Origin of the sequence: Sulfitobacter pacificus (assembly GCF_030159975.1) — a bacterium.
GTDB lineage: Bacteria > Pseudomonadota > Alphaproteobacteria > Rhodobacterales > Rhodobacteraceae > Sulfitobacter > Sulfitobacter pacificus.
Genome location: NZ_BSNL01000001.1, coordinates 109,084 through 131,913 on the forward strand (window position 1 = coordinate 109,084; position 22,830 = coordinate 131,913).

The window sequence follows — 22,830 nt, forward strand, 5'->3', positions numbered from 1 at the left end:
AGGTAGCTATGCGTATCATTTTCATGGGAACGCCGGATTTCTCTGTGCCTGTTCTGGATGCTTTGATTGGGGCCGGGCACGAGATTGCGGCGGTCTATTGCCAGCCGCCCCGTCCGGCAGGACGCGGTAAAAAGGATCGCCCGACTCCGGTGCATGCCCGCGCAGAGGCGCTGGGCCTTGAGGTGCGTCATCCGGTATCCTTGAAAACCGAAGAGGCACAGGCGGATTTCGCCGCATTAAACGCGGATATCGCCGTGGTGGTGGCCTACGGGCTGATCCTGCCGCAGGTCATTCTGGACGCACCGAGAAAGGGATGTCTCAACATCCATGCCAGCCTGTTGCCGCGTTGGCGTGGGGCTGCACCGATTCACCGGGCCATCATGGCTGGTGATGCGATGACTGGGGTCTGCATCATGCAGATGGAAGCGGGGCTGGACACAGGGCCGGTGCTGCTGCGCCGCGAAACCGCGATTGGCGCAGCGGAAACCACCGCGCAACTGCATGACCGCCTCAGCGAGATGGGGGCGGGCGCAATTGTCGAAGCGCTGGACAGGCTTGATGCGCTGACGCCCGAACCACAGCCTGACGAGGGCGTCACCTATGCCGCCAAGATCGACAAGGCCGAGGCGCGGATCGACTGGACCCGCCCTGCAGTGGAAATCGATCGGCTGATCCGTGGCCTGTCTCCCTTTCCGGGGGCCTGGTTTGAACAGGGGGGAACACGGGTGAAAGCGTTGGGCTCATCGCTTGCTGATGGGGTGGGGCAGGCGGGCGAGGTGCTGGATTCTGGCATGCGCGTCGCCTGTGGTACAGGGGCGGTGCAATTGACCCGCTTGCAACGGGCCGGAAAGGCAGCGCAGGATGTGGCAAGTTTTCAAAGCGGTGCTCAGATCGCCGTGGGCACCTTGTTAAACGGAGAGTAGCACTATGTTTCTGGTTCTGTTTGGCACTGTCGTGATTGCCGGTATCGTCGGCTATACGGCGGAACGGACCGGCTGGACCCATAACGGTTATCTTCAGTCGATCATCATCTGCGTGGGCGGGGCGTTTCTGTTCTATTTTATCCGCATCATGTTCGGCTTTGGCTTTGCCTCACCGGGGATGAATGCCATCTTGTCCTCAATCGGGGCGCTGATCATTGTGCCGTTTCACTGGCGGAAATGAGTTTAAGGAAAGATGAAGGCGAAACGGCGCGTTCAGCTTTTGGGCGGCGTGCTTTTGTAGACCGGCAGGTGCCAGCCGAAGGTCAGTGACCCGGCGCGCAGCACCCAGGTCACGGCGGCACAGGCAAGCAGGGCAAATGGTGTCTCGACAAGGTAGAATTTTGCTATGTTGGCCGTGGCCGCACCGGCGAAAGCGGCGGTGATGTAAAGCTCCCCCTGTTTCAGGACCAGGGGAACTTCGCCCACCACCACGTCGCGCATCAGGCCGCCCATGCAGCCAGTGATCATGCCCATCAGGATCACAATGGTGGGCGAGTGACCAAGGCCAAGCGCCACGCCAACACCCGCCGCAACCGCAAAGGCCAGCGCAAAACTGTCCAGCCAGATCAAGGCGCGCAGACGGCTTTCAAAGATATGGGCGGTGAAGAAGATGACCAACGCCGCAGCACCGGCAACCCCCAGATAGGTTGGATTGGCGATCCAAAAAATCGGGTTGCGGTCCAGCAGCAGATCGCGGATCGTCCCACCCCCCAAGGCCGTGAGACAGGCGATAAAGGCAAAGCCGACCAGATCAAGCTGGGCGCGGCTGGCGACCAGTGCACCGGTCACCGCAAAGACAAGAACGGAACTATAATCCAGAAGGGTGACAAGCGTCATGGTTTGAATGGAGCCATGCCCGCGCGGGCCAGAGCGTCGGCGCGTTCGTTCTCAGGGTGGCCTGCGTGGCCCTTGACCCATTCCCATGTGACCCGATGGCGGGCGTTTGCCGCGTCCAGCCGTTGCCAGAGTTCCACGTTTTTCACCGGCTTTTTCGCGGCGTTCTTCCAGCCATTTTTCTTCCAGCCGAAAATCCACGAGGTGATGCCATTTTTGACATAGTTGCTGTCGGTCACAATGGTGATCTCCGTGTCGCGGTCCAGCGTCTCAAGCGCGTGGATTGCCGCCAGAAGCTCCATCCGGTTATTGGTGGTCTGTGCCTCACCACCTTTTAATTCACGTTCTTTCACAACGGTTTCGCCATCCTTGGCCTGCATCAAAGCCCCCCAGCCGCCGGGGCCGGGATTGCCTGAACAGGCACCGTCAGTATAGGCGTATAGCTTAGCCATGGGCGGCCAGTCCGATCCAGTCGGCAACGGCGCCGTCCAACCCTGTGTCACGGCCTCTGCGACTGCCGGTCACGGTGAATCCTGCTTTATTCAACAAAGCTGTCAGTTCCTTTTCAGTGTAATAGGTATAAAGGCGGCCGAGCCTGTCACGTTTGCTGCCTTCACCGGATTTCAGCGCAATGTGGAAGACGCCGCGTGGTTTCAGGGCGCGGTGCAGGGCGGCCAGATGGGTTGGCATCTCCGCCCGCGCCGCATGCAGCAGGCTGAAGTTGGCCCAGATGCCATCGTAGATATCGGTGCCGGTGATCTGATCAAATCGGGCAAGCTGCGCCGTCACCCCTTTGTGCTGATCCGCCAGATCGACCATCTCTTGTACTGCATCTGTGGCGGTGACCTGATGCCCTTTGGCGGCAATGGCGGCGGCAAAATGGCCCGGACCACAGCCCAGATCCAGCACATGTGCATTCTGCGGCAGTGCCGAGAGAAAGGCGGGCAGCATGGCATCCTTGTCGACAGAGGCACTGACCAGCTCGGCATAGGTCGCCGCCTTGGCGGCATAGGTTCTTAAGGTCTCGTCATCGCTCACAGGAATATACCGATGCCGAGGCAGATCAGAACAACCACTGTCAACTGCACACGCAGGGTCATCCACCAGCTTGGAGTCAGACCCCATCGGTAAAAAGCGTAATCCAGCAGCAACAGGCCGACAAACCCTGTGGCGAGGTTGACCAAAGCGGATGTCACACCAACACCCGGCATAAAGAACCACCAGAGGGCGGGCAGGACCGAAAGCGTATAGGCAGCAAGCGCCTGCATTCCGCGGGCATTGGTGGCAAAACCAAACAGCACACCGGACATAAACGGCAGGATGATGCCCCCATAGCGGATCATGATCAAACGTCCCTCGCCCAACAACAGCTTTGGAATAGGCCAATCGGGCACGGCAAACAGATCAACCACCAGCAGGGCCGCCCAGATGAACGGGATCAGCCCGGCCAGCCCAAGCAATAGAGCGGCAGCGGGGATGCGGCCCAGCATCTGCATCACGCGGTGGCGCGCAAAATGCGCGGCACTTTGAATTCGACGTTTTCCTGCGCGGTTTCGACCAGTTCTTGCGTCACCGCGTATCTCTCCTCAAAGGCGGCGATCACCTCGTTGATCAACACCTCGGGGGCAGAGGCACCGGCGGTGATCCCAATGCTGCGGATGCCGTCAAGGCTGCGCCAGTCGATGTCATCTGCACGTTGCACCAGCTGCGCATAGGCGCAGCCCGCGCGCGCACCAACCTCGACCAGACGTTTGGAGTTGCTGGAGTTTGGCGCCCCCACCACCAGCATGGCGTCACATTTCGGGGCCATCGCTTTGACCGCTTCCTGACGGTTGGTGGTGGCGTAACAGATGTCTTCTTTATGGGGTCCGACGATGGCGGGAAAACGTGCATTAAGTGCTGCGACAATCTCTGCTGTGTCATCCACGCTTAGGGTGGTTTGTGTCACATAGGCCAGTTTGGCCGGGTCGCGCACTGTCACATTGGCAACATCGGCAGGGGTTTCGACCAACAGAACCTCACCATCGGGCAGCTGCCCCATGGTGCCTACGGTTTCAGGGTGGCCCGCATGGCCGATCATAATCATCTGCAATCCGGCGTCCGCATGGCGCTGTGCCTCGATATGGACTTTGCTGACCAGCGGGCAGGTGGCGTCGACATAGACCATCTGACGCGCCGCTGCGGCGGAGGGGACGGATTTCGGCACACCATGGGCAGAGAAAATCACCGGGCGGTCGTCCGGGCATTCGTCCAGCTCTTCCACAAACACCGCGCCTTTGTCGCGCAACCCGTCGACAACAAACTTATTGTGCACAATTTCATGGCGCACAAACACCGGCGCGCCCCATTTTTCCAAGGCCATTTCGACGATCTTGATCGCACGGTCAACGCCTGCACAAAACCCGCGCGGAGCGGCAAGATATAGGGTCAATGGGGGCTTGGTCATCGGGGCTTCCTTCGTTGCGACCAGACCTAATGGCTTGCGGCGGACAGGTCCAGCCCGTGCGTAATCAGCCCGCGAATTGAGGTCATGAGGGTGCCAGAAATCAGAAAGGTTAACGGACCTCAACTAAGGGTTGGATTTTTTGGTGGATTATGTCAACATAACTGCGAAAATGCAGCAGAGGAGGTCAAAACGAGACCATTTGTATCATTCGTAGGCAGTCTGACTGTGTTAAGGAAGAAACCTGATAGATGGAGCAAAAGCCCGCAAACGCACGGTTGATTGTACAGAACTGAAAGTACAGGCAATGCGACTATTAGCAGTAGACGATGACGAGCTGATCCTAGAGCTGGTTGAGGTATTCCTTGGCACAATAGGATATGACGATGTTGAGTATGTTACTTCTGGTGCAGAAGCGCTGAGGGCGATCAACGAAGCAAAGACACCTTTTGATTGCATCCTCCTGGATATTCAAATGCCCGGCATGACCGGTATCCAACTGATACCGTTGGTGCGCGCAATTGACGCCTATGCGTTCACCCCGATTATCATGCTGACCGCGATGGTAGACCGCAACTGGATCGCGCAGGCCTTTGCGGTAGGTGCCTGGGACTACGTGGCGAAACCCTTTGAACTGTTTGAACTGGAAAGCCGGCTGCATGCAGCAGAACTGAGGATCGCCGAAACCGAGCGCTTTTTCGCACGGCCTGAAAATGCACCGGCACAGCTGGAGATTGCCGCAAAAAAGCAGATTGCGTTACCCTGTGCACAGGAAGGTGAAGAGGTTACCAAACGCGGCCTGGTTCTGGAGGATGCATTTGAAAACTGTGTGCAGCGTATCATCAGCCAGGCGGGGTCGGATCTGCGGATATTTGCCATCGAACTGGATCGCTTTAACAGCAAGCTATGTGACCTGAATGCAGAGACGCAGGCGTCTTATCCCGCTGAAATGGCGCTGCAACTCAGTGGCGTTCTGGCCCCTCAACAAGCGATTGTGACCTATCGGGGAAATGGGCGGTTTCTGGCTTTGTCCTATGCGGTAGATAATATCGATATCACGCGGCTGGATAAGCTGGTCAAAAAGGCCGCGCGCAAAACCGATAAGCGGATATTCAAACCCGGATCACCAAAGACCGCGTTTCGTACCGGACAGGCACGCGGTTCTGATGTGCCCCATGGGACCGACCCGCTGCACATCATCCACGTTGCAGAGGAAAGCCTGCAAGAGGCCTGAACCGGGGCGATTGGCCAGAGGTATTGGCGATTTTGTTAAGGGATTGAAAAACGGTCTGCGTTTGGGCGCAGACCGTTTTTACTCACTCCGGACGCGGGGTGAAATCATTCTCGCGGGGGGGGCGGCCGATCACATCTTTCAGGTCTTCAAGTTCGATGAAGTTATCAACCTGACGGCGCAACTCGTCTGAGATCATGGGCGGCTGGCTGCGAATCGTAGAGACACAGGACACGCGCACACCCTGCCGTTGCAGGCTTTCTACCAGCGGGCGGAAATCACCGTCGCCAGAGAAAATCACAATGTGATCCACATGCGGTGCCAGTTCCATCGCGTCAACGGCCAGCTCGATGTCCATGTTCCCTTTGACTTTCCGGCGACCCATGCTGTCGGTATATTCCTTGGCCGGTTTGGTCACCATCGAGAAACCATTGTAGTTCAACCAGTCCACCAGCGGGCGGATCGGGGAATATTCATCGTTTTCCAAAAGGGCAGTGTAATAGAACGCGCGTAGCAACTTGCCCCGGCGCATGAACTCGTGGCGCAGCAACTTATAATCGATGTCAAACCCAAGCGTCTTTGCAGCCGCATAGAGGTTAGAGCCATCAATAAAGAGCGCTAGTCGCTCGTCTTTATAAAACATTTGTGCCCTTCCGGCGACAGCGTCGCCAAACTCTGAACTATCACGTAACAACCGTGTCAGAACGTAATGTAGTCATGCGCCTGAAAAGAAGTAGCGCCGAACTTAAAATACTGCCCAACAACTCTGGGCCGCCTAACTAAGGATTTTTGACCATGCCGCAAGCCCAAGATCACGGGGAAAAGAGCGGTTCCTCGCTCATATCCCATCCCTGTATGCTTTTGGCGCTTGGCGCTAACCTGACGTCAAATGTGGGGGCGCCTGAAATTACCCTCCGGGCGGCGCTGAATCTGCTTAAACTAAACGGCGCGACGATTCGCGCTAAGAGTGCGTTATATAGTACACCTGCATTTCCTGCGGGCAATGGTCCTGATTATGTCAATGCTGCTGCCAGAATCAGCGCGCCCTGGGATGCGGCACAGGCTCTGGCGGTTTTGCACGATATCGAAGCCGAATTTGGCCGCACCCGTGAAACCCGCTGGGGCCAGCGCACACTTGATCTGGATCTGATTGCCTTTGGTGATCAGGTGCTGCCGGACAGGCAAACATTTAAGGAATGGCGCGATTTACCTGCGGATGCCCAACGAACAACGGTTCCGCAGGAATTGATCCTGCCGCATCCGCGTCTTCAGGACCGCGCCTTTGTCCTTGTTCCCTTGGCTGATGTCGCCCCCGATTGGGTGCATCCGGTATTGAAATTGAGTGTCACAGAAATGCGCGATGCGCTGGATCCCGCTGACCTTGCGGCGGTGCGTGTGCTGTCAGAAGATGTGCAGAATAACGGCTTGTAAATCTGGCCAAAGCAGCCTAAATACCCCACTTCTGACTGACCCTTGTGATATTGGAGGCTTCCATGGCCCGCGTTACCGTAGAAGATTGCGTTGATAAAGTTCCGAACCGTTTCGAGCTTGTCATGCTGGCGGCCCACCGTGCGCGTGAAATCTCTGCCGGTTCTGCCGTTACTGTCGACCGCGACAATGACAAGAACCCGGTTGTATCGCTGCGCGAGATTGCGGATGAGACACAGTCAGCAGATGACCTGCGTGAGCGTCTGATCGAAAGCAACCAGAACCAGATCGAGGTTGATGAACCCGAAGAGGACGCAATGGCGCTTCTAATGGGTGCCGAACAGGACAAGCCCGAAGAAGACAGCATGTCCGAAGAGATGCTGCTGCGGCAATTGATGGCGGCACAAGGGCAGGGCTAACCCCCGCCCGCCGCATGCGGGTCAAGAGGCAGTTTGATGGACACCACCGAAATCACTGCCGATGATCTTGTCGCGCTTGTCCGGCGCTACAACCCAAAGACCAATGAAAAACAGATTCGCGCCGCCTATGACTACGGCGCGGAAATGCACGATGGGCAGTTTCGCCATTCGGGTGAAGCCTATTTCACCCATCCCGTTGCTGTCGCCGCGATCCTGACCGAACAGCAACTGGATGATGCGACAATCATCACCGCCTTGCTGCACGACACCATCGAGGACACGCCAGCTTCCTATACAGAGGTGGAAAAGCTGTTCGGTGCAGAGGTTGCCGAACTGGTTGACGGGGTGACCAAACTTACCAACCTGCAACTCAATTCCACCGAAACAAAACAGGCCGAAAACTTTCGCAAACTGTTCATGGCGATGTCCAAGGACTTGCGGGTCATTCTGGTCAAACTGGCGGATCGTCTGCACAATATGCGCACGATCAAGGCAATGCGCCCTGAAAAACAGGCGCAAAAGGCCCGCGAAACCATGGACATCTATGCGCCGCTTGCCGGTCGCATGGGGATGCAATGGATGCGCGAGGAGTTGGAGGATCTGTCGTTCCGTGTCCTGAACCCGGAAGGGCGCGCCAGCATTATCCGCCGGTTTATCACCCTGCAACGCGAAGCGGGTGATGTGATCCAGCGGATTACCGGTGACATGCGCCACGAGCTTGAAGAAGCGGGCATCGAAGCCGAGCTGTTCGGACGTGCCAAAAAACCCTATTCCGTCTGGCGTAAGATGCAGGAAAAAGAACTGAGTTTTTCCCGACTGTCCGACATCTATGGCTTTCGCATCCTGACGGCGAGCGAGGAAGATTGTTACCGTGCCCTGGGTGTGATCCACGGCCGCTGGCGGGCGGTGCCAGGCCGTTTCAAGGATTACATCAGCCAGCCGAAATCCAACGGATACCGTTCGATCCACACCACCGTGTCAGGGCGCGACGGCAAACGTGTCGAGGTCCAGATCAGAACCCGCCAGATGCATGACGTTGCCGAAACCGGCGTTGCGGCGCATTGGTCCTATCGTGATGGAAAACGGTCCAAAAACCCGTTTGCGGTTGATCCGGCGAAATGGATATCGCAGCTGAACGAACAATTTGACGCCGAAGAAAACCACGAGGATTTTCTCGAGGCCGTCAAACTGGAAATGTACGCGGATCAGGTGTTTTGCTTCACGCCCAAGGGTGATGTGGTCAAACTGCCCCGCGGGGCGACGCCAATTGATTTTGCCTATGCAATCCACACCCGCATTGGGAACTCCTGTGTCGGGGCCAAGGTGGATGGGATGCGGGTGCCGCTTTGGACCCGTGTGAAAAACGGCCAGTCGATTGAAATCATCCGTGCGCAGGGCCAGACGCCACAGGCGACATGGCTGGACATTGCCACCACCGGCAAGGCGAAATCCGCCATCCGCCGGTCCTTGCGGGAAGAAGACCGCGCGCGCTTTGTCAAACTTGGCCGGGAATTGGCGCGTTCTGCTTTTGCGCAGGTGGGTAAGCGGGCAACGGAAAAGGCATTGCGCACTGCGGCAAAAAGTCTGCGGTTTGTTGGGGCGGATGACCTGCTCGCCCGCCTTGGCAGTTCAGAGATCACCGGACGGCAGGTCGTGCAATCGGTCTATGCGGATCTTGCTCCGAAACAGGGCGCCGAGGTGGACGCCACCCGGTCGGTTGTGGGTCTTGAACCCGGTCAAAGTTTCGCCCGTGCCTCTTGTTGTACCCCGCTGCCGGGGGAACGTATTATCGGCATCACCTTCAAAGGCGAAGGGGTGACGGTACATGCCATTGATTGCGAAAGGCTGGCCGAATATGAGGACCAGCCCGAACGCTGGATCGACCTGCGCTGGCACGAGGGGAATCACCCTGCCGTCTATGGCACGGTGCTTGATCTGACGATGGGCAACGGTGCGGGCGTTTTAGGACGCATCTGCACCTTGATTGGCGAAGCATCTGCCAATATCTCAGACTTGGAGTTTCTGGAACGCAAACCCGATTTTTACCGCCTTCTGATTAATCTTGATCTTAGGGACGTGGCACATCTGCACAGTCTGATGCTGACACTGGAGGCGGAAAGTGACATCGCTGCGATTTCACGATATCGCAAAGTTGACGCCATTTCGCCCAGCCGGTGACGCGTGCAAACACCATGCCTATAGAGGCCAACGAAAGACCGATGCAGGACAGCTGAGTTGATATTCAAACGCCGCGACCCAAAACCGACGTTACGTGCGGTGGCCGAATTTTTATGGCCCCGTGGCGGTTGGACGCGTGCATTTCACTATGTCAAACACCGCATGCGCCGTCTGCCCGACAGCCCGGAGCGGATTGCACGTGGCGTTTGGGCCGGTGTGTTTGTGACCTTTACCCCGCTATTCGGGTTTCACTTTCTTGTTGCCGCCTTGCTGGCCAAACTGATGAAGGGCAATATCCTTGCCTCTTTGATGGCCACATTTGTCGGCAACCCGTTTACCTTTGTGTTTATCGCCCTGTCATCGCTCAAGACCGGGCACCTGTTGCTGGGCACCGAACTGCCCGATGGCGAGTTGCGCGCACTTAGCCGTAAGTTCGCCGGGGCGGGCAGTGACCTTTGGCATAACTTCGTGTCGATCTTCACCGCTGCTGAAATGGATTGGTCCAGCCTGTCGATTTTTTCCCGTGATGTCTTCTATCCCTATCTGATCGGTTCGATCATTCCGGGCGTCACCTGCGCAACCATCGCTTATTATCTGGCAGTTCCGCTGCTTCAGGCGTATCAAAAACGTCGACGGGGGTTGATTAAGGCCAAGTTTGAAGCGCTCAAGCAGAAAGCCGCGGCAAAAGCGGATGCCAAGCGCAAGGTCGACGAGGCCAAGTAGGAGATACAGATAAATGGGATCGAACGAAAAACTGCGCCTTGGCGTCAACATTGACCATGTCGCAACCGTGCGCAATGCGCGCGGCGGGGCCTATCCTGATCCATTGCGTGCGGCCAAGATTGCCGAAGCCGCGGGCGCTGACGGCATCACCGCGCATCTGCGCGAAGACCGCCGCCACATCTCGGATGCCGATATCGAAGGATTGATGGACGTCCTGAGCGTTCCGTTGAATTTCGAAATGGCCGCAACTGAAGAGATGCAGAAAATCGCGCTGCGCCACAAACCCCACGCCGTCTGCATCGTGCCCGAAAAGCGCGAGGAACGCACCACCGAAGGCGGGCTTGAAGTTGCGCGCGAGGAAAACAAACTGGCCCATTTCATCGCGCCCCTGCGCGAGGCCGGCAGCCGCGTGTCGATCTTTATCGCCGCAGACGCCCGCCAGATCGAAGCCGCCAACCGCATCGGTGCCGAAGTGATCGAACTGCATACCGGTGCCTATTGCGACGCCTTCGCCGAGGGAAACTGGCCCGCTGCACAAGAAGAGTTGAAAAAGCTCGAAGAGATGTCTGCATTTGCCCATTCACTGGGCCTTGAGGTGCATGCCGGTCACGGGCTGACCTATGACACAGTGTCGCCTATCGCCGCCTTCCCCGAGGTGCGCGAGCTGAACATCGGGCATTTTCTGATTGGCGAGGCGATCTTTCTGGGACTTGAACCTGCGATCCGTGAAATGCGCGAGATGATGGACGCCGCACGGGCGGATGCGACAAGCTGATGATCCTTGGTATAGGCACCGATCTGGCAAACATCGAACGTATCCAGGGCACGCTTGATCGTTTCGGGGATCGGTTCCGTAACCGCGTTTTCACACCGGTGGAACAGGCCAAAGCCGAGCGGCGCAAGGATGTCGCTGGCACCTATGCCAAACGCTGGGCCGCCAAAGAGGCCTGTTCCAAGGCGCTGGGTACCGGGCTGCGCATGGGGATCTCATGGCGCGACATGGCCGTCAGCAACCTCAGGACAGGACAGCCGGTGATGGAAGTCACCGGTTGGGCCGCCGAACGCCTTGCCAGCATGACACCTAAGGGCCACGCGGCGGTGATCCATGTGACCCTGACCGATGATCATCCATGGGCACAGGCTTTTGTCGTGATCGAGGCCCGCCCGCTGTCAGGTGACGATTAGGCGCAGCCACGGGCGCATGCCTGTTGCGACCGCGCCTTGACAGTGCCGCCGCCCACCCTCATGTAACCCCAAATCGTAAAAAAGGGACGCCGCATGGCCGACAAGGAAAAATCCGGCAACGCCTTTGTCGAAACCGTCAAAACCATCGTCTATGCATTGGTGATCGCAGGTGTCTTTCGTACCCTGTTTTTCCAACCTTTCTGGATTCCCTCGGGGTCGATGAAGGAAACCCTGCTGATCGGTGATTTCCTCTTTGTGAACAAAATGGCCTATGGCTATTCCTATGCCTCCTGTCCGTCGCTGATGTTGCCCAGCTATGGCATCGAGGTGGATGCCCGCGATGTCTGCGGCAGCTTTGACGGGGACAACACCCGCCTCTGGGGCGGGGAGCCAAAACGCGGTGATGTCGTGGTCTTTCGCCACCCGGTTTCGGGCCGCGACTATATCAAACGTCTGATTGGTCTGCCCGGTGACACGGTCCAGGTGAAACAGGGTCTGGTGTATTTGAACGGTGAACCGGTCAAGGTCGAGGACGCGGGGACCTTTACCGAAAAGATGACCGCCCAAGGCCCCCAACGTCTGCGCCCGCGCTGCGAAAACGGTCCTGTTGGCGAAGGCGGCTCTTGTGAAAAGTCCCGCCAGACTGAAACCCTGCCCAACGGGGTTTCCTATCCAATTCTTAACATCGCAAACCAGCAATCTGACAATACCGGCGTCTATTCTGTACCTGCTGGTCATTACTTCTTTATGGGCGACAACCGTGACAACTCTGCGGACAGCCGTCTGGCACAGCAGGTGGGCGGCGTCGGCTTTGTGCCTTACGAAAACCTGATCGGCAGGGCCGACCGGATCATGTTCAGCTCGGCCGGGCGGTCGATGCTGTTTTTCTGGACATGGCGTGGTGATCGTTTCTTCAAAGGGGTTGAATGAAGCTGAGCGGCGATCTTCGGGCCTTTCAGGGGCGTATCGGTCACGAATTCAGCGACCCCGCGCTGCTGGTCCGTGCGGTGACTCACGCCTCAATGTCATCGGCCAACCGCGACGACAACCAGCGGCTGGAATTTCTGGGTGACCGCGTTCTGGGTCTGGTGATGGCAGAGGCGCTGCTGGCCAGTGACCGTCAGGCCAGCGAGGGGCAGCTGGCCCCGCGTTTCAACGCGCTGGTGCGCAAGGAAACCTGTGCAGATGTCGCCCGCGAAATCGATCTGGGTCAGGTGTTGAAACTGGGCCGCTCAGAGATGATATCAGGCGGGCGGCGCAAGCAGGCCCTCTTGGGGGATGCGATTGAGGCGGTGATTGCTGCGGTCTATCAGGATGCAGGGTTCGAGGCCTCTCGTGCTTTGATCCTGCGCCTCTGGGGAAACCGGATCGACACTGTAAAAGACGACGCGCGGGATGCAAAAACCGCATTGCAGGAATGGGCACAGGCCCGCAAACTGCCACCACCGAAATATCTGGAGGTGGCCCGTTCCGGCCCCGATCACGCGCCGGTGTTTACCATTGCCGCGCGGCTTGAAAACGGGGCCGAGGCACAGGCCACCGCCCCCTCGAAACGCAGCGCCGAACAGGCTGCGGCAACGACGCTTTTGGCGCAACTGGAGAAGAGTAAATGAGCAGCCCCGAGGCCGCAGGACAAAGCGCCGGATTTATCGCCCTCATCGGTGAACCCAATGCTGGCAAATCCACCCTGCTGAACCGCATGGTGGGGGCCAAAGTGTCGATTGTCACCCATAAGGTGCAGACCACCCGTGCCCGCATTCGCGGCGTCGCGATGGAGGGCAATGCACAGCTGGTTTTTGTCGACACGCCCGGTCTGTTCCAGCCGCGCCGCCGTCTGGACCGTGCCATGGTGGCCGCCGCCTGGGGCGGGGCCTCGGATGCGGATATTGTTGTTCTGCTGGTCGAGGCCCATCGCGGTGTGACCGAAGGGGTGGAGCGCATCCTTGAAGGGCTGGCCGAGGTCGGGCAGGGCCGTAAGGTGGCTCTCGCGATCAACAAGATCGACCGCGTTGAGGCACCAGTGTTGTTGGGGCTGACGGAAAAGCTGAACGCGCTTTATCCTTTCGCCGAGACATTCATGATCTCTGCCGAAAAAGGTCATGGCGTTGACGTGTTGCGCAAATGGCTGGCGGGTGAATTGCCAGAGGGGCCATGGCTGTATCCTGAAGACCAGATTGCCGATTTGCCGATGCGGATGATTGCCGCTGAGATGACCCGTGAGAAACTGACCCTGCGCTTGCATCAGGAACTGCCCTATCAGTTGACCGTCGAAACCGAGAATTGGGAAGAACGTCCCGATGGGTCGGCCCGTGTGGATCAATTGGTCTATGTGGTGCGCGATGGTCACAAGGGGATTGTGTTGGGCAATAAGGGCGAGACGATCAAGGCCGTGGGCAAGGCGGCGCGGGAGGAATTGGAAGAATTTCTGGGCCGGCGCATCCATTTGTTTTTGCAGGTGAAAGTGCGCACCAACTGGTTGGAAGAGGCCGAGCGTTACACCGAAATGGGACTGGACTTCAAAGACGGCAATGTCTGATCGGGCGGCGCGTTTGCTGAAGGCCCTGAGATGAGTTTAAAGGCAAGATGAAGAGGGGGGCGTTGTGCCACGGTTGACCGCGCGGTTCTGGGTTGACGCCTATCTGGCGCGGCTTTCAGTGTATGACATCCCGGCTTTTGTAGTGGCTCATGGTGATGACACGGGCGGCGCGGTTCTGGTTAAACTGGCCACGTTGGACGGTCAGGCGGTCGTGTTCCAACGCTCCTTTGACCTGATGAGCGGCGAACGCCAATGGGTTGAATTGAGCAAGGGAGAGGAGCGCGACGTGGATGCGGCGATCACCCGCCAACGAGGGTTTGATCCTGACCTCTGGGTGATTGAAGTCGAGGATCGGCAGGGGCGGCATTTATTGGATCAGGACGGTCTGGCGTGATCGAGTGGCGCGATCAGGGCATTCTGCTTGAGACGCGCCGTCATGGCGAAACTTCTGTGATCATTGAGGTGTTTACCCCCGAACACGGGCGGCATGCGGGCATTGTGCGTGGCGGGGTCAGCCGCAAGATTGCACCGATCCTGCAACCCGGCGCGCAGCTGGATCTGGTCTGGCGTGCCCGGCTGGAAGAGCATATCGGCAGTTTTACGGTGGAACCCCTTCGCAGTCGCGCAGCGATAGCGATGGCCAGCCGGCAAAGTTTGGCGGCGTTGAACACGGTCACGGCGCTGCTTGGTTTTTGCCTGCCTGAGCGTGTCCCGCATGGCCCGCTTTATGCCCGCAGTGAAGCGTTGCTGGATCTGCTGGGCAGGTGGGAGGTCTGGCCGCTTGCTTATTTACAATGGGAATTGGCGCTGCTGGAAGAGATGGGCCATGGGCTTGACCTGAGCAGCTGTGCGGTAACGGGGGCGGTGGATGGGTTGATCTATGTCTCGCCAAAATCGGGCCGGGCGGTGTCGGCCAAAGGGGCGGGCGACTGGGCGGACAAGCTGCTGCCGCTGCCCGATGTGCTGCGCGGTGAGGGCGAGGCATCAGATGCTGAAATCGCGCAAGGTTTTGCAACAACAGGATATTTTTTAAGTTCCCATTTGGCGGCGGGCCTTGGGAACCGGCCCCTGCCGGAGGCGCGCGCGCGTTTCGTCGATATGTTTAATCGCGGGCTGTAAACACCAGCAACGGGGTTTCTTCGTCCGAAAGGGTCAGGGTGTCGCCTTCGATCACCGCCACATTCACCGCCTCCAGCGCCTCGAAATATGCCTGCTCGGCTTGCAAGTCAGGGCAGGCGCGGCGGGTGGCTCCGATGGGGCCAATCTCGATCCAGGGATAGGGTGCGGCATTGCGGCTGAAATAGCGGTTGCAAGGGGCCTGTCCGGCGATCCGGTTCCTGCTGGGAAAGGTCAGCGTGGCGGTGGCGTCAAAATCCGCTCCCTTCAGGGTGACCAGATGCCATGTGCGATCCGCGCCGCCATAGCTGCGCAGGGTTTCATCAGGCTGAAAGATGGTGAGTGACAGGATGAGTAACAGGATGATGTGACTGGGCATAAACTCTAATCCAAAGCCAAGATTGTATCGACAAGCGTGTCAAAGGGGTTTGCATCACAGGGGTCAGCAAGCAGGGGCAACCCGATCAGCGTGGCCTGCAGGGCGCGGGCGAAATCGGGGTTGCCAAGGCCAAGCGTGGTCAAAAGCCGCCCCAGCAGATGCAACCGTTCGGCATCCACATCCGCCAGGACGCGGGCGGTGCGTACATCACTTTGCGCCCATGCCCGCAGCTTTGGCTCTACCCTGTCACCCAGCACGGCACGCCCAAAACCGCGCAGCCGTGTTTCCGCTTCACCAGAGGTGCTGACAGCCTCCATCACCTGTTGCAGCGCCTGTGTCTGCCACGCCGCAAGCAAGGCGTCCTGAAACGCAGGCACGTCTTTGAAATGCCAATAGAAGGAACCCTTGGTGCTGCCGATGGCACGCGCCAGCGGTTCGGCGGCCAGAGCACCGGGGCCATCTGCCACAAGGGCGTCAAATCCGGCAGCAAGCCATGCGTCAGGGGAAAGGCGCGGTTTGGTCATATGCATCCATAACGCCGCGCAGGTAGAAGAGGCAAGACATGCCTCTCCTGTACTTAGATCAGCCTAGCCAAGAAGGCGGCGCGCGATCACCTGAGCCTGAATTTCTGCCGCCCCTTCAAAGATGTTGAGAATACGGGCATCACACAACACGCGGCTGATTTTATACTCCAGCGCAAAGCCGTTGCCGCCATGAATTTGCAAGCCGTTGTCAGCCGCCGCCCATGCCACACGTGCGCCCAGCAGTTTTGCCATGCCCGCCTCAACGTCACAGCGGCGGCCCTCGTCTTTCTCGAAGGCCGAGAAATAGGTCAGCTGACGGGCCACCATCAGTTCAACCGCCATCATCGCGATTTTGGAGGACACGCGTGGGAAGTTGATCAACGCCTTGCCGAATTGTTTGCGGTCCTGAGCATATTGCATCGACAGGTCCAGCGCGGATTGCGCAACCCCGATGGCACGGGCTGCGGTCTGGATGCGGGCGGATTCAAAGGTCTCCATCAGCTGTTTGAAGCCTTTGCCCTCTTCCCCGCCCAACAGGTTTTCACCTTTGACGTGGAAACCATCAAAGGCCAGCTCGTATTCTTTCATGCCACGATAACCCAGCACCTCGATCTCGCCACCGGTCATGCCCTCAGTTGGGAAGGGATCGGCATCATCACCGGGTGTCTTTTCGGCCAGAAACATCGACAGGCCCTTGTAATCGGATGTGTCAGGGTCTGTGCGCGCCAGCAGGGTCATCACATGGGTGCGCGCGGCATGGGTGATCCATGTTTTATTTCCGGTGATTTTATAATCCTCACCGTCCTTGACTGCCCGTGTACGCAGGGACCCAAGGTCCGAACCGGTGTTTGGCTCGGTGAAAACGGCCGTTGGCAAAGTCTCAGCGCTGGCAATGCGCGGCAGCCATTTTTCTTTTTGTTCATCCGTACCACCGGCAATAATCAACTCTGCGGCGATTTCAGAACGCGTGCCCAGCGATCCGACACCGATATAGCCGCGCGACAGCTCTTCCGAAACCACACACATCGACGCTTTGGACAGGCCGAATCCGCCGAACTCTTCGGGGATGGTCAGGCCGAACACGCCCATTTCCGCCAGTTCGTTGATCACCTCAATCGGGATCAATTCGTCCTTGAGGTGCCATTCATGGGCAAAGGGTTCGACCTTCTCCACCGCATAGCGGCGGAACTGTTCACGGATCATTTCCAGCTCTTCATCAAGGCCGGTCGCCCCGACGGTGATATTGGCCGCCTGTTCCTGCATCAAATCAACCAGCCGCGTCCGGGCGGCCTGAGTATTGCCTTTTTGGGTCAGGGTCTGGATCGCAGGCTCCATCATCCCACGCATATCCTCCTGAGACAGGCCCAAGTCCTGCAACCGCAGAACCTCGCCCTGGTTCATCTGGATGCCGCCGTAGATCTGCCAAAGGTATTCGCCAAAGGCGATCTGGTGGATCAGCTGTTCGATCTCGCCAAACTTGCCGTCCTTGTTCAGGGCGTCGGCCCATTCGTGCATCTGACGCAGGGCCTGAGCATAGGTGGCGAGCCAGGCAAGACCATGGGCTGCGGTTTGATGGGCCTCAATCAGACCGGCGGAAACCCGACCGTCCTTACTGACCAGCGCACGCACGCTTGTCTTGGCCTTCTCAAGCAGGGCCTCGACCGTGGGCACTGCCGCCGCGCTCAACCCAAGCAGATCATTCAGCAGGATATTTGCCTGCTCCATTGCCATGTCCTGACCGTCATGTGCCATAGTATCATTCCCCTTTTGCTGCATTGCAAATAACGCCTTCGCAACTGCAGCACAACAAAGATACGTTTCGATGCGTCATTTTGTTCGAAAATTACGCGCTCACTTTGTCCGTGCAGCGAAATTTTGAAGTGTTAAGGAGAGCCATGGAAGAACTTTTCCCCTCTCTTAGCATATTCGTGCTGTTTTTGTCGCTTGGTATCGCCTTCGTAGCGGGGTTCGTCAAAGGCGTGGTCGGGTTTGCACAGCCGCTGATTCTCATCTCGGGGCTGACCTTGTTCCTCTCGCCGGAGCTGGCATTGGCGGGGCTGATCATTCCGACGCTGGTGACAAATGCCATGCAGGCGCTGCGGCATGGACCAAGGGCGGCCTGGGTTACGGTACAGCAGTTTCGTGTTTTTCTGATCTTTGGCGGTGTCACCTTGGTCATTGCGGCCCAAATGGTGCGGGTGGTGTCCGAAGCGGTGCTGCTTTTGGCCATTGGCTTACCGGCGCTGGCCTATGCCGCATTGCAATTGGGGGGCGTCGGGTTCTCGCTCACCCGTCGCAGTGCGGCGGTGGAGGCTGTGGTGGGGGCCATTGCTGGTGTGTTTGGTGGGCTGTCTGGCGTCTGGGGGCCGCCGACAGTGATGTACCTGACGGCGCTTGGCACCCCCAAAGCGGATCAGTTACGGGTGCAGGGGGTGATCTATGGTGCAGGGGCGGTGGCCCTGTTTGGTGCGCATCTGACCTCTGGCGTCCTGCGTGCCGAAACGATTCCCTTTTCGATCTTACTGATTCTGCCTGCTGTCCTTGGCATGTGGGCAGGGGGAAAAGTGGTCGACCGTATTGATCAAGTTGCTTTCAAACGGGCGACCTTATTTGTCCTGCTTCTTGCCGGTGCCAACCTTATCAGGCGGGCAGTGATCTAATTGATTAGCCTCGGCGGGCAACAGTCACGCCAGAGACATCTTCAATAAAGGTCACGATACGGGACTTGATTTCCTCGTCCTTGATCGCGGCCAAGGCGGTCACAATCTCCATTCCAGCGTCTTTTACCGGCGCTTCGTTCTGGTTGTCATGCAGACCGTCAAAGAAGAACGACGGCGGCACATCCAGAATTTGTGCCAATTCAAACAGCCGGCTTGCGGCAACGCGATTGGACCCGATTTCGTATTTTTGAATTTGTTGAAACGATAGATCCAATTTCCGCGCGACGTCAGTTTGGGACAGCCTGCGAAGCGTGCGTATTTGTTTGAGTTTACGACCGACGTGAATATCGACGGGGTGTGACATAAAAGAACCTCTGGTTGTACAATCTGAACCTGTATTCCCCTGAACTGCTGCTACATTCAATTGCATAGATATTTTCAACTTTAGAAAATAAATAGAACCCTTATGGATTATTTTTGTTGCTATAATGGGTGATTTCTTTACCAAATATTTCAATGAACCAGACTGCTCCAATTAAAAAGACCGCTACGGACTCTACGCCAGAAGTGCCACCCGCATTGCTGTTCGAAATGATCCGTTCTTTTGTAACGCTCGCCGCCACGCTAAACCTGAGCCATGCGGTGAAAGAGCTGGACAGCACCCGCCAGACGGTCCGCCGGCATATTTCTCAGCTGGAAACCGCGATGGGGGCACCGCTGTTCCTCGTCGAGGACCGGCGGTACCACCTGTCAGGGCTGGGAGAGAGCGTTCTACCTGATGCCAAGGACATATTGGCGCGTGGCACCCTATGGATGCGCGGGCAAACCCGCGCTGTCGGGATGTTGCAACGCCTTCAGGCAAATGTCGGGGATTGGGATTTCTATCAGCAACAACAACCACTTGGGAAAGTCTGGAGTGATTCGTCACTGGTTCTCAGAGAGACTTTGCGTGCTTGGACGATGGCCAGCGGAGAAATTGAAAGTAAATGGTTTTCCCATGTGCGGCCCTACCTCATCATCTATCGTCAGTCCGATATTGGCTGGATCTGCGTCGAATTTGGCCAGAAATCAGTGTATGTAAAATGGTTTGGTCAGGACTATGCGCGCTCCAGTATTGGCCGCCCAATTAGCAAGATGCCAGCCGGTGTAGAGTTTTCGCATTTAATTTATGAAGCATTTGACGAGGTTCAGGCCGCGCAGATGCCGCGATTGGATCATGTCTTTACCCGAATGCCGCGCGCCGGTTTGGACGGATTGGCACCAGTTGCATATCAGCGCCTGATCTTAAGCGGGTCATTTCCCGATGGATCGCCTGCAGTAATGTCTTTGGTATTGCCTGTGGACGAGGTCAACATCACCGATTTGGCAGCAAAAGACAGCATCGTTTTGGATGCGGTAGAGCCCTTTGATTTCCCTGCCGAAGAGGCGATTTTTGAAAAGTTACTGGATGATCAATAAACCATCGCTGTCCTAAATTTGTCAAAATGATGTCAAATGTCGGGTATTTGTCCGGCAATTGAATTAACCTTTCACTAACATTTGTGAAAGGAACAAAACATGACGCTTCAATTTCCCCGGGATGCCGCTCCATTCATCGCAACTAGCCGCGATATATTGCGTGCACATGGTGTTGAAGTAACCATAGGTAGTAATTTTGAGGACTACAGCGCCATCATCAAATCAGAGCGCAAGGTGCAGAACCTTGGGGCGCCCTTCGACTATGAAAAGTTCAACCTGAAAGAGAATCAGGCCTTCTGGTTGATCGGTCGCAACGCGGATGGTGACTTAATTCACACACAAGCGGCCAAAAAAGTGCCGTTGAAGGGCAAGACTTTGGCGGGGCATCTGCTGACCCGTTTCCGTGACTTTCCACCGCCAATCCCAGGCGTGGATTTTGACCGCTCGCGGTTCCGCGCCACCCCCGGGTCGCACCGGATTATGGGCAATGTCGTTTATCACGGCGAGGTCTGGATGGCGCCGGAAGAGGGCCGGTATCGTGGCTCTGGCCTCTCGACAGTTCTGGCGCGTACAGGGTTGTTCGAGGTCATGCGCCGCTGGAACGCGGATTACATTTACGGTTTCATGTTGCGGCAGGTGGCCTTCAAGGGGTTCGCCGAACGCATGGGGTACATGCACAATGAACCGGGCGCGTTGAAGTGGCACATCGCCGGGCGTGATCATCCGCTTGAGGCATTCCTGACCTATCTCAGCCAGGAAGAGGCGCGTTTCCTTCTGGATATTCCGGTCGAGGATCTGATGGTACAAGCTGCATAGCATCCGCGACACAGCAGGTAAAAAAGGGGCCGTTGAGATATCAACGGCCCCTTTTTCATAATCTTGTCAGACATGCAGCCTGAGCAAAGCGTTAGCCGATAGCGGCTGATTTCACATCGTCGTCAATAAACGGCATGTACTGAGCGAAATTCTCCGAGAACATATTGACCAGCTTGACGGCCTGACGGTTATAGGCTTCCGCATCATCCCATGTGCGGCGCGGGTCCAGCAGAATGTCAGCCACACCGTCCACCGATACAGGCACTTCAAATCCGAAGTTCGCGTCCTTGCGATAGGTCACATCGGCCAGATCCCCTTCAAGGGCGGCGGTCAGCAGCGCGCGGGTGGCTTTGATCGGCATCCGTGATCCGGTGCCATAGGCCCCGCCGGTCCAGCCGGTGTTTACCAGCCAGCAGGTTGCGCCATGCTGGGCAATCTTTTCGCGCAGCAGGTTGCCGTAGACCTCAGGGCGGCGCGGCATGAATGGCGCACCAAAGCAGGTGGAAAAGGTTGGCTCCGGCTCGGTCACGCCGCGTTCCGTGCCTGCAACCTTAGAGGTAAAGCCGGAAAGGAAGTGATACATCGCCTGTGCCGGTGTCAGCCGCGCGATGGGGGGCAACACGCCAAAGGCATCGCAGGTCAGCATGATGATGTTCTTGGGGTGCCCGCCGGTCGCCTTGGCAGAAGCGTTGGAGATATAGTGCAGCGGGTAGGCACAGCGCATGTTGGCTGTCAGGCTGTCGTCGTCGAAATCCAGCTCTTTGGTGTCAGGATCGAACACCATGTTTTCGATCACAGTGCCGAATTTGCTGGTGGTGTCGTAGATTTCAGGCTCCGCCTCGCGGCTCAGGTTGATCGTCTTGGCGTAACAGCCGCCTTCGAAGTTAAACGTGCCGTTGTCGGACCAGCCGTGTTCATCATCCCCGATCAAGGTGCGTTTAGGGTCCGCCGACAGGGTCGTTTTCCCCGTACCCGACAGGCCAAAGAATACTGCCGTATCCACCGGATTGCCCGTGGCGTGGTTGGCAGAGCAATGCATCGGCATGATGCCTTTCTCGGGCAGCAGGTAGTTCAGCAGGCTAAAGACCGACTTCTTGTTCTCACCCGCGTATTCCGTGCCGCCGATCAGGATCAGCTTGCGGTCAAAGTTCATCGCGATCACGGTTTCGGACCGGCAATCATGCTTCTTGGGGTCAGCCTGAAAGCTGGGGCAGTTGATGACCGTGAAATCTGCGGTGAAATCATCAAGGTCTTCACGATCTGGGCGGCGCAACATGGTGCGGATGAACAACCCGTGCCATGCCAGTTCGGTCACCATGCGTACGTTGATGGCATGGCGCGGATCCGCGCCACCAACCAGATCCTGCACAAAATACTCTTTGCCCTGCATATGGGCGATCATGTCATCATACAGCGCGTCGAAACCGGCGGTCGACATTTCCGCGTTGTTTTCCCACCAGATCGTGTCGGTCACGCTGGGGGTCTTGACCACATGCTTGTCTTTGGGGGAGCGGCCAGTGAACTTGCCTGTGGTGACAAGGAAAGCCCCACCGTTGCCCAGGGTCCCCTCGCCGCGCTTCAGCGCGGTTTCGACCAATGCGGGTTCCATCAGGTTATAATAGACATCGCCCAGCCCGGTGATCTGTTGATCTTCAAGGCGGAACTGCGGGTTTACCCGTCCAAATGTCATGTAAATTCTCCTGTAAGCGCACTATGAAATGGCGCGGAACTGACGTAAGCGACCGATCCGGCCGCGACCCCTGCGGGTCATAATGGGCCTCTTAACACGAGGTTTTGCGCAATGAACAGATAGGCAGAGGGTAGTTAGCGCCATCATGGCCAACTTTGGTTGTGCAGCGCTAACTCTGGGCAACTCTATCTATTCCAACAGCGCAAAAGTGCGGCAATTTAGCCATT

General features: G+C 57.3%; 28 protein-coding genes. 17 read left to right on the forward strand and 11 right to left on the reverse strand.

All coding sequences use genetic code 11. The features are described 5' to 3' along the window. Positions 1-8: 8 nt before the first annotated feature. Both fmt and QQL78_RS00635 read left to right on the forward strand, forming a co-directional pair. A complete protein-coding gene (gene fmt / locus QQL78_RS00630; RefSeq protein ID WP_284369542.1) occupies positions 9-923 on the forward strand; it encodes a methionyl-tRNA formyltransferase in 915 nt (304 codons plus the stop codon). A gap of 4 nt (positions 924-927) precedes the next feature. Beyond that, positions 928-1,164 carry a hypothetical protein gene (locus tag QQL78_RS00635; RefSeq protein WP_284369544.1) on the forward strand — a complete coding sequence of 79 codons (237 nt, stop codon included), beginning with the start codon at positions 928-930 and terminating at the stop codon, positions 1,162-1,164. 32 nt (positions 1,165-1,196) lie between these two features. On the opposite strand, the gene QQL78_RS00640 is transcribed toward QQL78_RS00635, so the two are convergent. From QQL78_RS00640 to ispH, 5 genes are read right to left on the reverse strand one after another with little or no spacing between them, the layout of a single operon-like run. After that, on the reverse strand, positions 1,197-1,820 hold the full coding sequence (locus tag QQL78_RS00640) for a trimeric intracellular cation channel family protein (RefSeq protein ID WP_284369546.1): 624 nt from the start codon (positions 1,818-1,820) through the stop codon (positions 1,197-1,199). Continuing rightward, on the reverse strand, positions 1,817-2,269 hold the full coding sequence (rnhA, locus tag QQL78_RS00645) for a ribonuclease HI (protein WP_284369548.1): 453 nt from the start codon (positions 2,267-2,269) through the stop codon (positions 1,817-1,819). The genes QQL78_RS00640 and rnhA overlap by 4 nt, the downstream gene beginning before the upstream one ends. Beyond that, complete coding sequence (locus tag QQL78_RS00650) at positions 2,262-2,855, reverse strand: class I SAM-dependent DNA methyltransferase (RefSeq protein WP_284369550.1); 594 nt, start codon at positions 2,853-2,855, stop codon at positions 2,262-2,264. Before QQL78_RS00650 ends, rnhA begins: the two co-directional genes overlap by 8 nt. Next, on the reverse strand, positions 2,852-3,304 hold the full coding sequence (locus QQL78_RS00655) for a DUF3429 domain-containing protein (protein ID WP_284375389.1): 453 nt from the start codon (positions 3,302-3,304) through the stop codon (positions 2,852-2,854). Before QQL78_RS00655 ends, QQL78_RS00650 begins: the two co-directional genes overlap by 4 nt. A gap of 8 nt (positions 3,305-3,312) precedes the next feature. Continuing rightward, positions 3,313-4,263 (reverse strand): 4-hydroxy-3-methylbut-2-enyl diphosphate reductase, encoded by a 951-nt coding sequence (gene ispH / locus QQL78_RS00660; protein ID WP_284369552.1) that lies wholly within the window; start codon positions 4,261-4,263, stop codon positions 3,313-3,315. Between the two features lie 304 nt (positions 4,264-4,567). On the opposite strand from ispH, the gene QQL78_RS00665 reads away from it, so the two are divergent. After that, on the forward strand, positions 4,568-5,494 hold the full coding sequence (locus tag QQL78_RS00665) for a response regulator (RefSeq protein ID WP_284369554.1): 927 nt from the start codon (positions 4,568-4,570) through the stop codon (positions 5,492-5,494). A gap of 82 nt (positions 5,495-5,576) precedes the next feature. Here QQL78_RS00665 and QQL78_RS00670 read toward each other — a convergent pair whose 3' ends face one another. Beyond that, positions 5,577-6,134 (reverse strand): LabA-like NYN domain-containing protein, encoded by a 558-nt coding sequence (locus tag QQL78_RS00670; protein WP_284369555.1) that lies wholly within the window; start codon positions 6,132-6,134, stop codon positions 5,577-5,579. Between the two features lie 152 nt (positions 6,135-6,286). Here QQL78_RS00670 and folK point away from each other — a divergent pair, with 152 nt between their 5' ends. The 11 genes from folK to recO all read left to right on the forward strand — a co-directional run bounded on the left by folK (position 6,287) and on the right by recO (position 15,079). Then, complete coding sequence (gene folK / locus QQL78_RS00675) at positions 6,287-6,922, forward strand: 2-amino-4-hydroxy-6-hydroxymethyldihydropteridine diphosphokinase (protein WP_284369557.1); 636 nt, start codon at positions 6,287-6,289, stop codon at positions 6,920-6,922. Between the two features lie 62 nt (positions 6,923-6,984). Then, positions 6,985-7,338: a DNA-directed RNA polymerase subunit omega gene (rpoZ, locus tag QQL78_RS00680; protein WP_025043502.1), complete on the forward strand. Its 354-nt coding sequence runs from the start codon at positions 6,985-6,987 to the stop codon at positions 7,336-7,338. A gap of 36 nt (positions 7,339-7,374) precedes the next feature. After that, the gene (locus QQL78_RS00685; RefSeq protein ID WP_284369562.1) at positions 7,375-9,516 is read left to right on the forward strand and encodes a RelA/SpoT family protein; all 2,142 of its coding nucleotides are present in this window, start codon (positions 7,375-7,377) and stop codon (positions 9,514-9,516) included. Positions 9,517-9,573: 57 nt separating this feature from the next. After that, the gene (locus QQL78_RS00690) at positions 9,574-10,239 is read left to right on the forward strand and encodes a DUF2062 domain-containing protein (RefSeq protein WP_284369564.1); all 666 of its coding nucleotides are present in this window, start codon (positions 9,574-9,576) and stop codon (positions 10,237-10,239) included. Between the two features lie 13 nt (positions 10,240-10,252). Then, positions 10,253-11,014, forward strand: coding sequence for a pyridoxine 5'-phosphate synthase (locus QQL78_RS00695; protein ID WP_284369565.1), 762 nt, complete (start codon positions 10,253-10,255; stop codon positions 11,012-11,014). Continuing rightward, a complete protein-coding gene (gene acpS / locus QQL78_RS00700; protein ID WP_284369566.1) occupies positions 11,014-11,424 on the forward strand; it encodes a holo-ACP synthase in 411 nt (136 codons plus the stop codon). Before QQL78_RS00695 ends, acpS begins: the two co-directional genes overlap by 1 nt. A 93-nt stretch (positions 11,425-11,517) precedes the next feature. Continuing rightward, positions 11,518-12,354 carry a signal peptidase I gene (gene lepB / locus QQL78_RS00705; protein WP_284369567.1) on the forward strand — a complete coding sequence of 279 codons (837 nt, stop codon included), beginning with the start codon at positions 11,518-11,520 and terminating at the stop codon, positions 12,352-12,354. After that, positions 12,351-13,037 carry a ribonuclease III gene (rnc, locus tag QQL78_RS00710; protein WP_284369568.1) on the forward strand — a complete coding sequence of 229 codons (687 nt, stop codon included), beginning with the start codon at positions 12,351-12,353 and terminating at the stop codon, positions 13,035-13,037. Before lepB ends, rnc begins: the two co-directional genes overlap by 4 nt. Continuing rightward, positions 13,034-13,960, forward strand: coding sequence for a GTPase Era (gene era, locus QQL78_RS00715; protein ID WP_284369570.1), 927 nt, complete (start codon positions 13,034-13,036; stop codon positions 13,958-13,960). Before rnc ends, era begins: the two co-directional genes overlap by 4 nt. 64 nt (positions 13,961-14,024) lie before the next feature. Next, a complete protein-coding gene (locus QQL78_RS00720; protein WP_284369572.1) occupies positions 14,025-14,354 on the forward strand; it encodes a DUF1491 family protein in 330 nt (109 codons plus the stop codon). Continuing rightward, positions 14,354-15,079, forward strand: a complete 726-nt coding sequence (recO, locus tag QQL78_RS00725; RefSeq protein ID WP_284375392.1) for a DNA repair protein RecO — start codon at positions 14,354-14,356, stop codon at positions 15,077-15,079. The genes QQL78_RS00720 and recO overlap by 1 nt, the downstream gene beginning before the upstream one ends. On the opposite strand, the gene QQL78_RS00730 is transcribed toward recO, so the two are convergent. From QQL78_RS00730 to QQL78_RS00740, 3 genes are all read right to left on the reverse strand, one after another. Beyond that, positions 15,063-15,455 (reverse strand): META domain-containing protein, encoded by a 393-nt coding sequence (locus QQL78_RS00730; protein ID WP_284369574.1) that lies wholly within the window; start codon positions 15,453-15,455, stop codon positions 15,063-15,065. The two genes, recO and QQL78_RS00730, sit on opposite strands and share 17 nt — an antisense overlap. Positions 15,456-15,460: 5 nt before the next feature. After that, positions 15,461-15,979, reverse strand: coding sequence for a TetR/AcrR family transcriptional regulator (locus QQL78_RS00735; RefSeq protein ID WP_284369576.1), 519 nt, complete (start codon positions 15,977-15,979; stop codon positions 15,461-15,463). Positions 15,980-16,042: 63 nt separating this feature from the next. Continuing rightward, positions 16,043-17,731: an acyl-CoA dehydrogenase family protein gene (locus QQL78_RS00740; RefSeq protein ID WP_284369578.1), complete on the reverse strand. Its 1,689-nt coding sequence runs from the start codon at positions 17,729-17,731 to the stop codon at positions 16,043-16,045. A gap of 143 nt (positions 17,732-17,874) precedes the next feature. Here QQL78_RS00740 and QQL78_RS00745 point away from each other — a divergent pair, with 143 nt between their 5' ends. Beyond that, the gene (locus QQL78_RS00745; protein WP_284369580.1) at positions 17,875-18,639 is read left to right on the forward strand and encodes a sulfite exporter TauE/SafE family protein; all 765 of its coding nucleotides are present in this window, start codon (positions 17,875-17,877) and stop codon (positions 18,637-18,639) included. A gap of 4 nt (positions 18,640-18,643) precedes the next feature. Here QQL78_RS00745 and QQL78_RS00750 read toward each other — a convergent pair whose 3' ends face one another. Continuing rightward, positions 18,644-19,069: a helix-turn-helix domain-containing protein gene (locus tag QQL78_RS00750; RefSeq protein WP_431358325.1), complete on the reverse strand. Its 426-nt coding sequence runs from the start codon at positions 19,067-19,069 to the stop codon at positions 18,644-18,646. A gap of 161 nt (positions 19,070-19,230) precedes the next feature. Here QQL78_RS00750 and QQL78_RS00755 point away from each other — a divergent pair, with 161 nt between their 5' ends. Further along, positions 19,231-20,097: a LysR family transcriptional regulator gene (locus QQL78_RS00755; RefSeq protein ID WP_284369583.1), complete on the forward strand. Its 867-nt coding sequence runs from the start codon at positions 19,231-19,233 to the stop codon at positions 20,095-20,097. Between the two features lie 99 nt (positions 20,098-20,196). Then, positions 20,197-20,913, forward strand: coding sequence for a hypothetical protein (locus QQL78_RS00760; protein ID WP_284369585.1), 717 nt, complete (start codon positions 20,197-20,199; stop codon positions 20,911-20,913). 91 nt (positions 20,914-21,004) lie between these two features. Here QQL78_RS00760 and QQL78_RS00765 read toward each other — a convergent pair whose 3' ends face one another. Further along, entirely contained in the window at positions 21,005-22,603 is a 1,599-nt protein-coding gene (locus QQL78_RS00765) for a phosphoenolpyruvate carboxykinase (protein ID WP_284369587.1), read from the reverse strand. Positions 22,604-22,830: the final 227 nt, after the last annotated feature.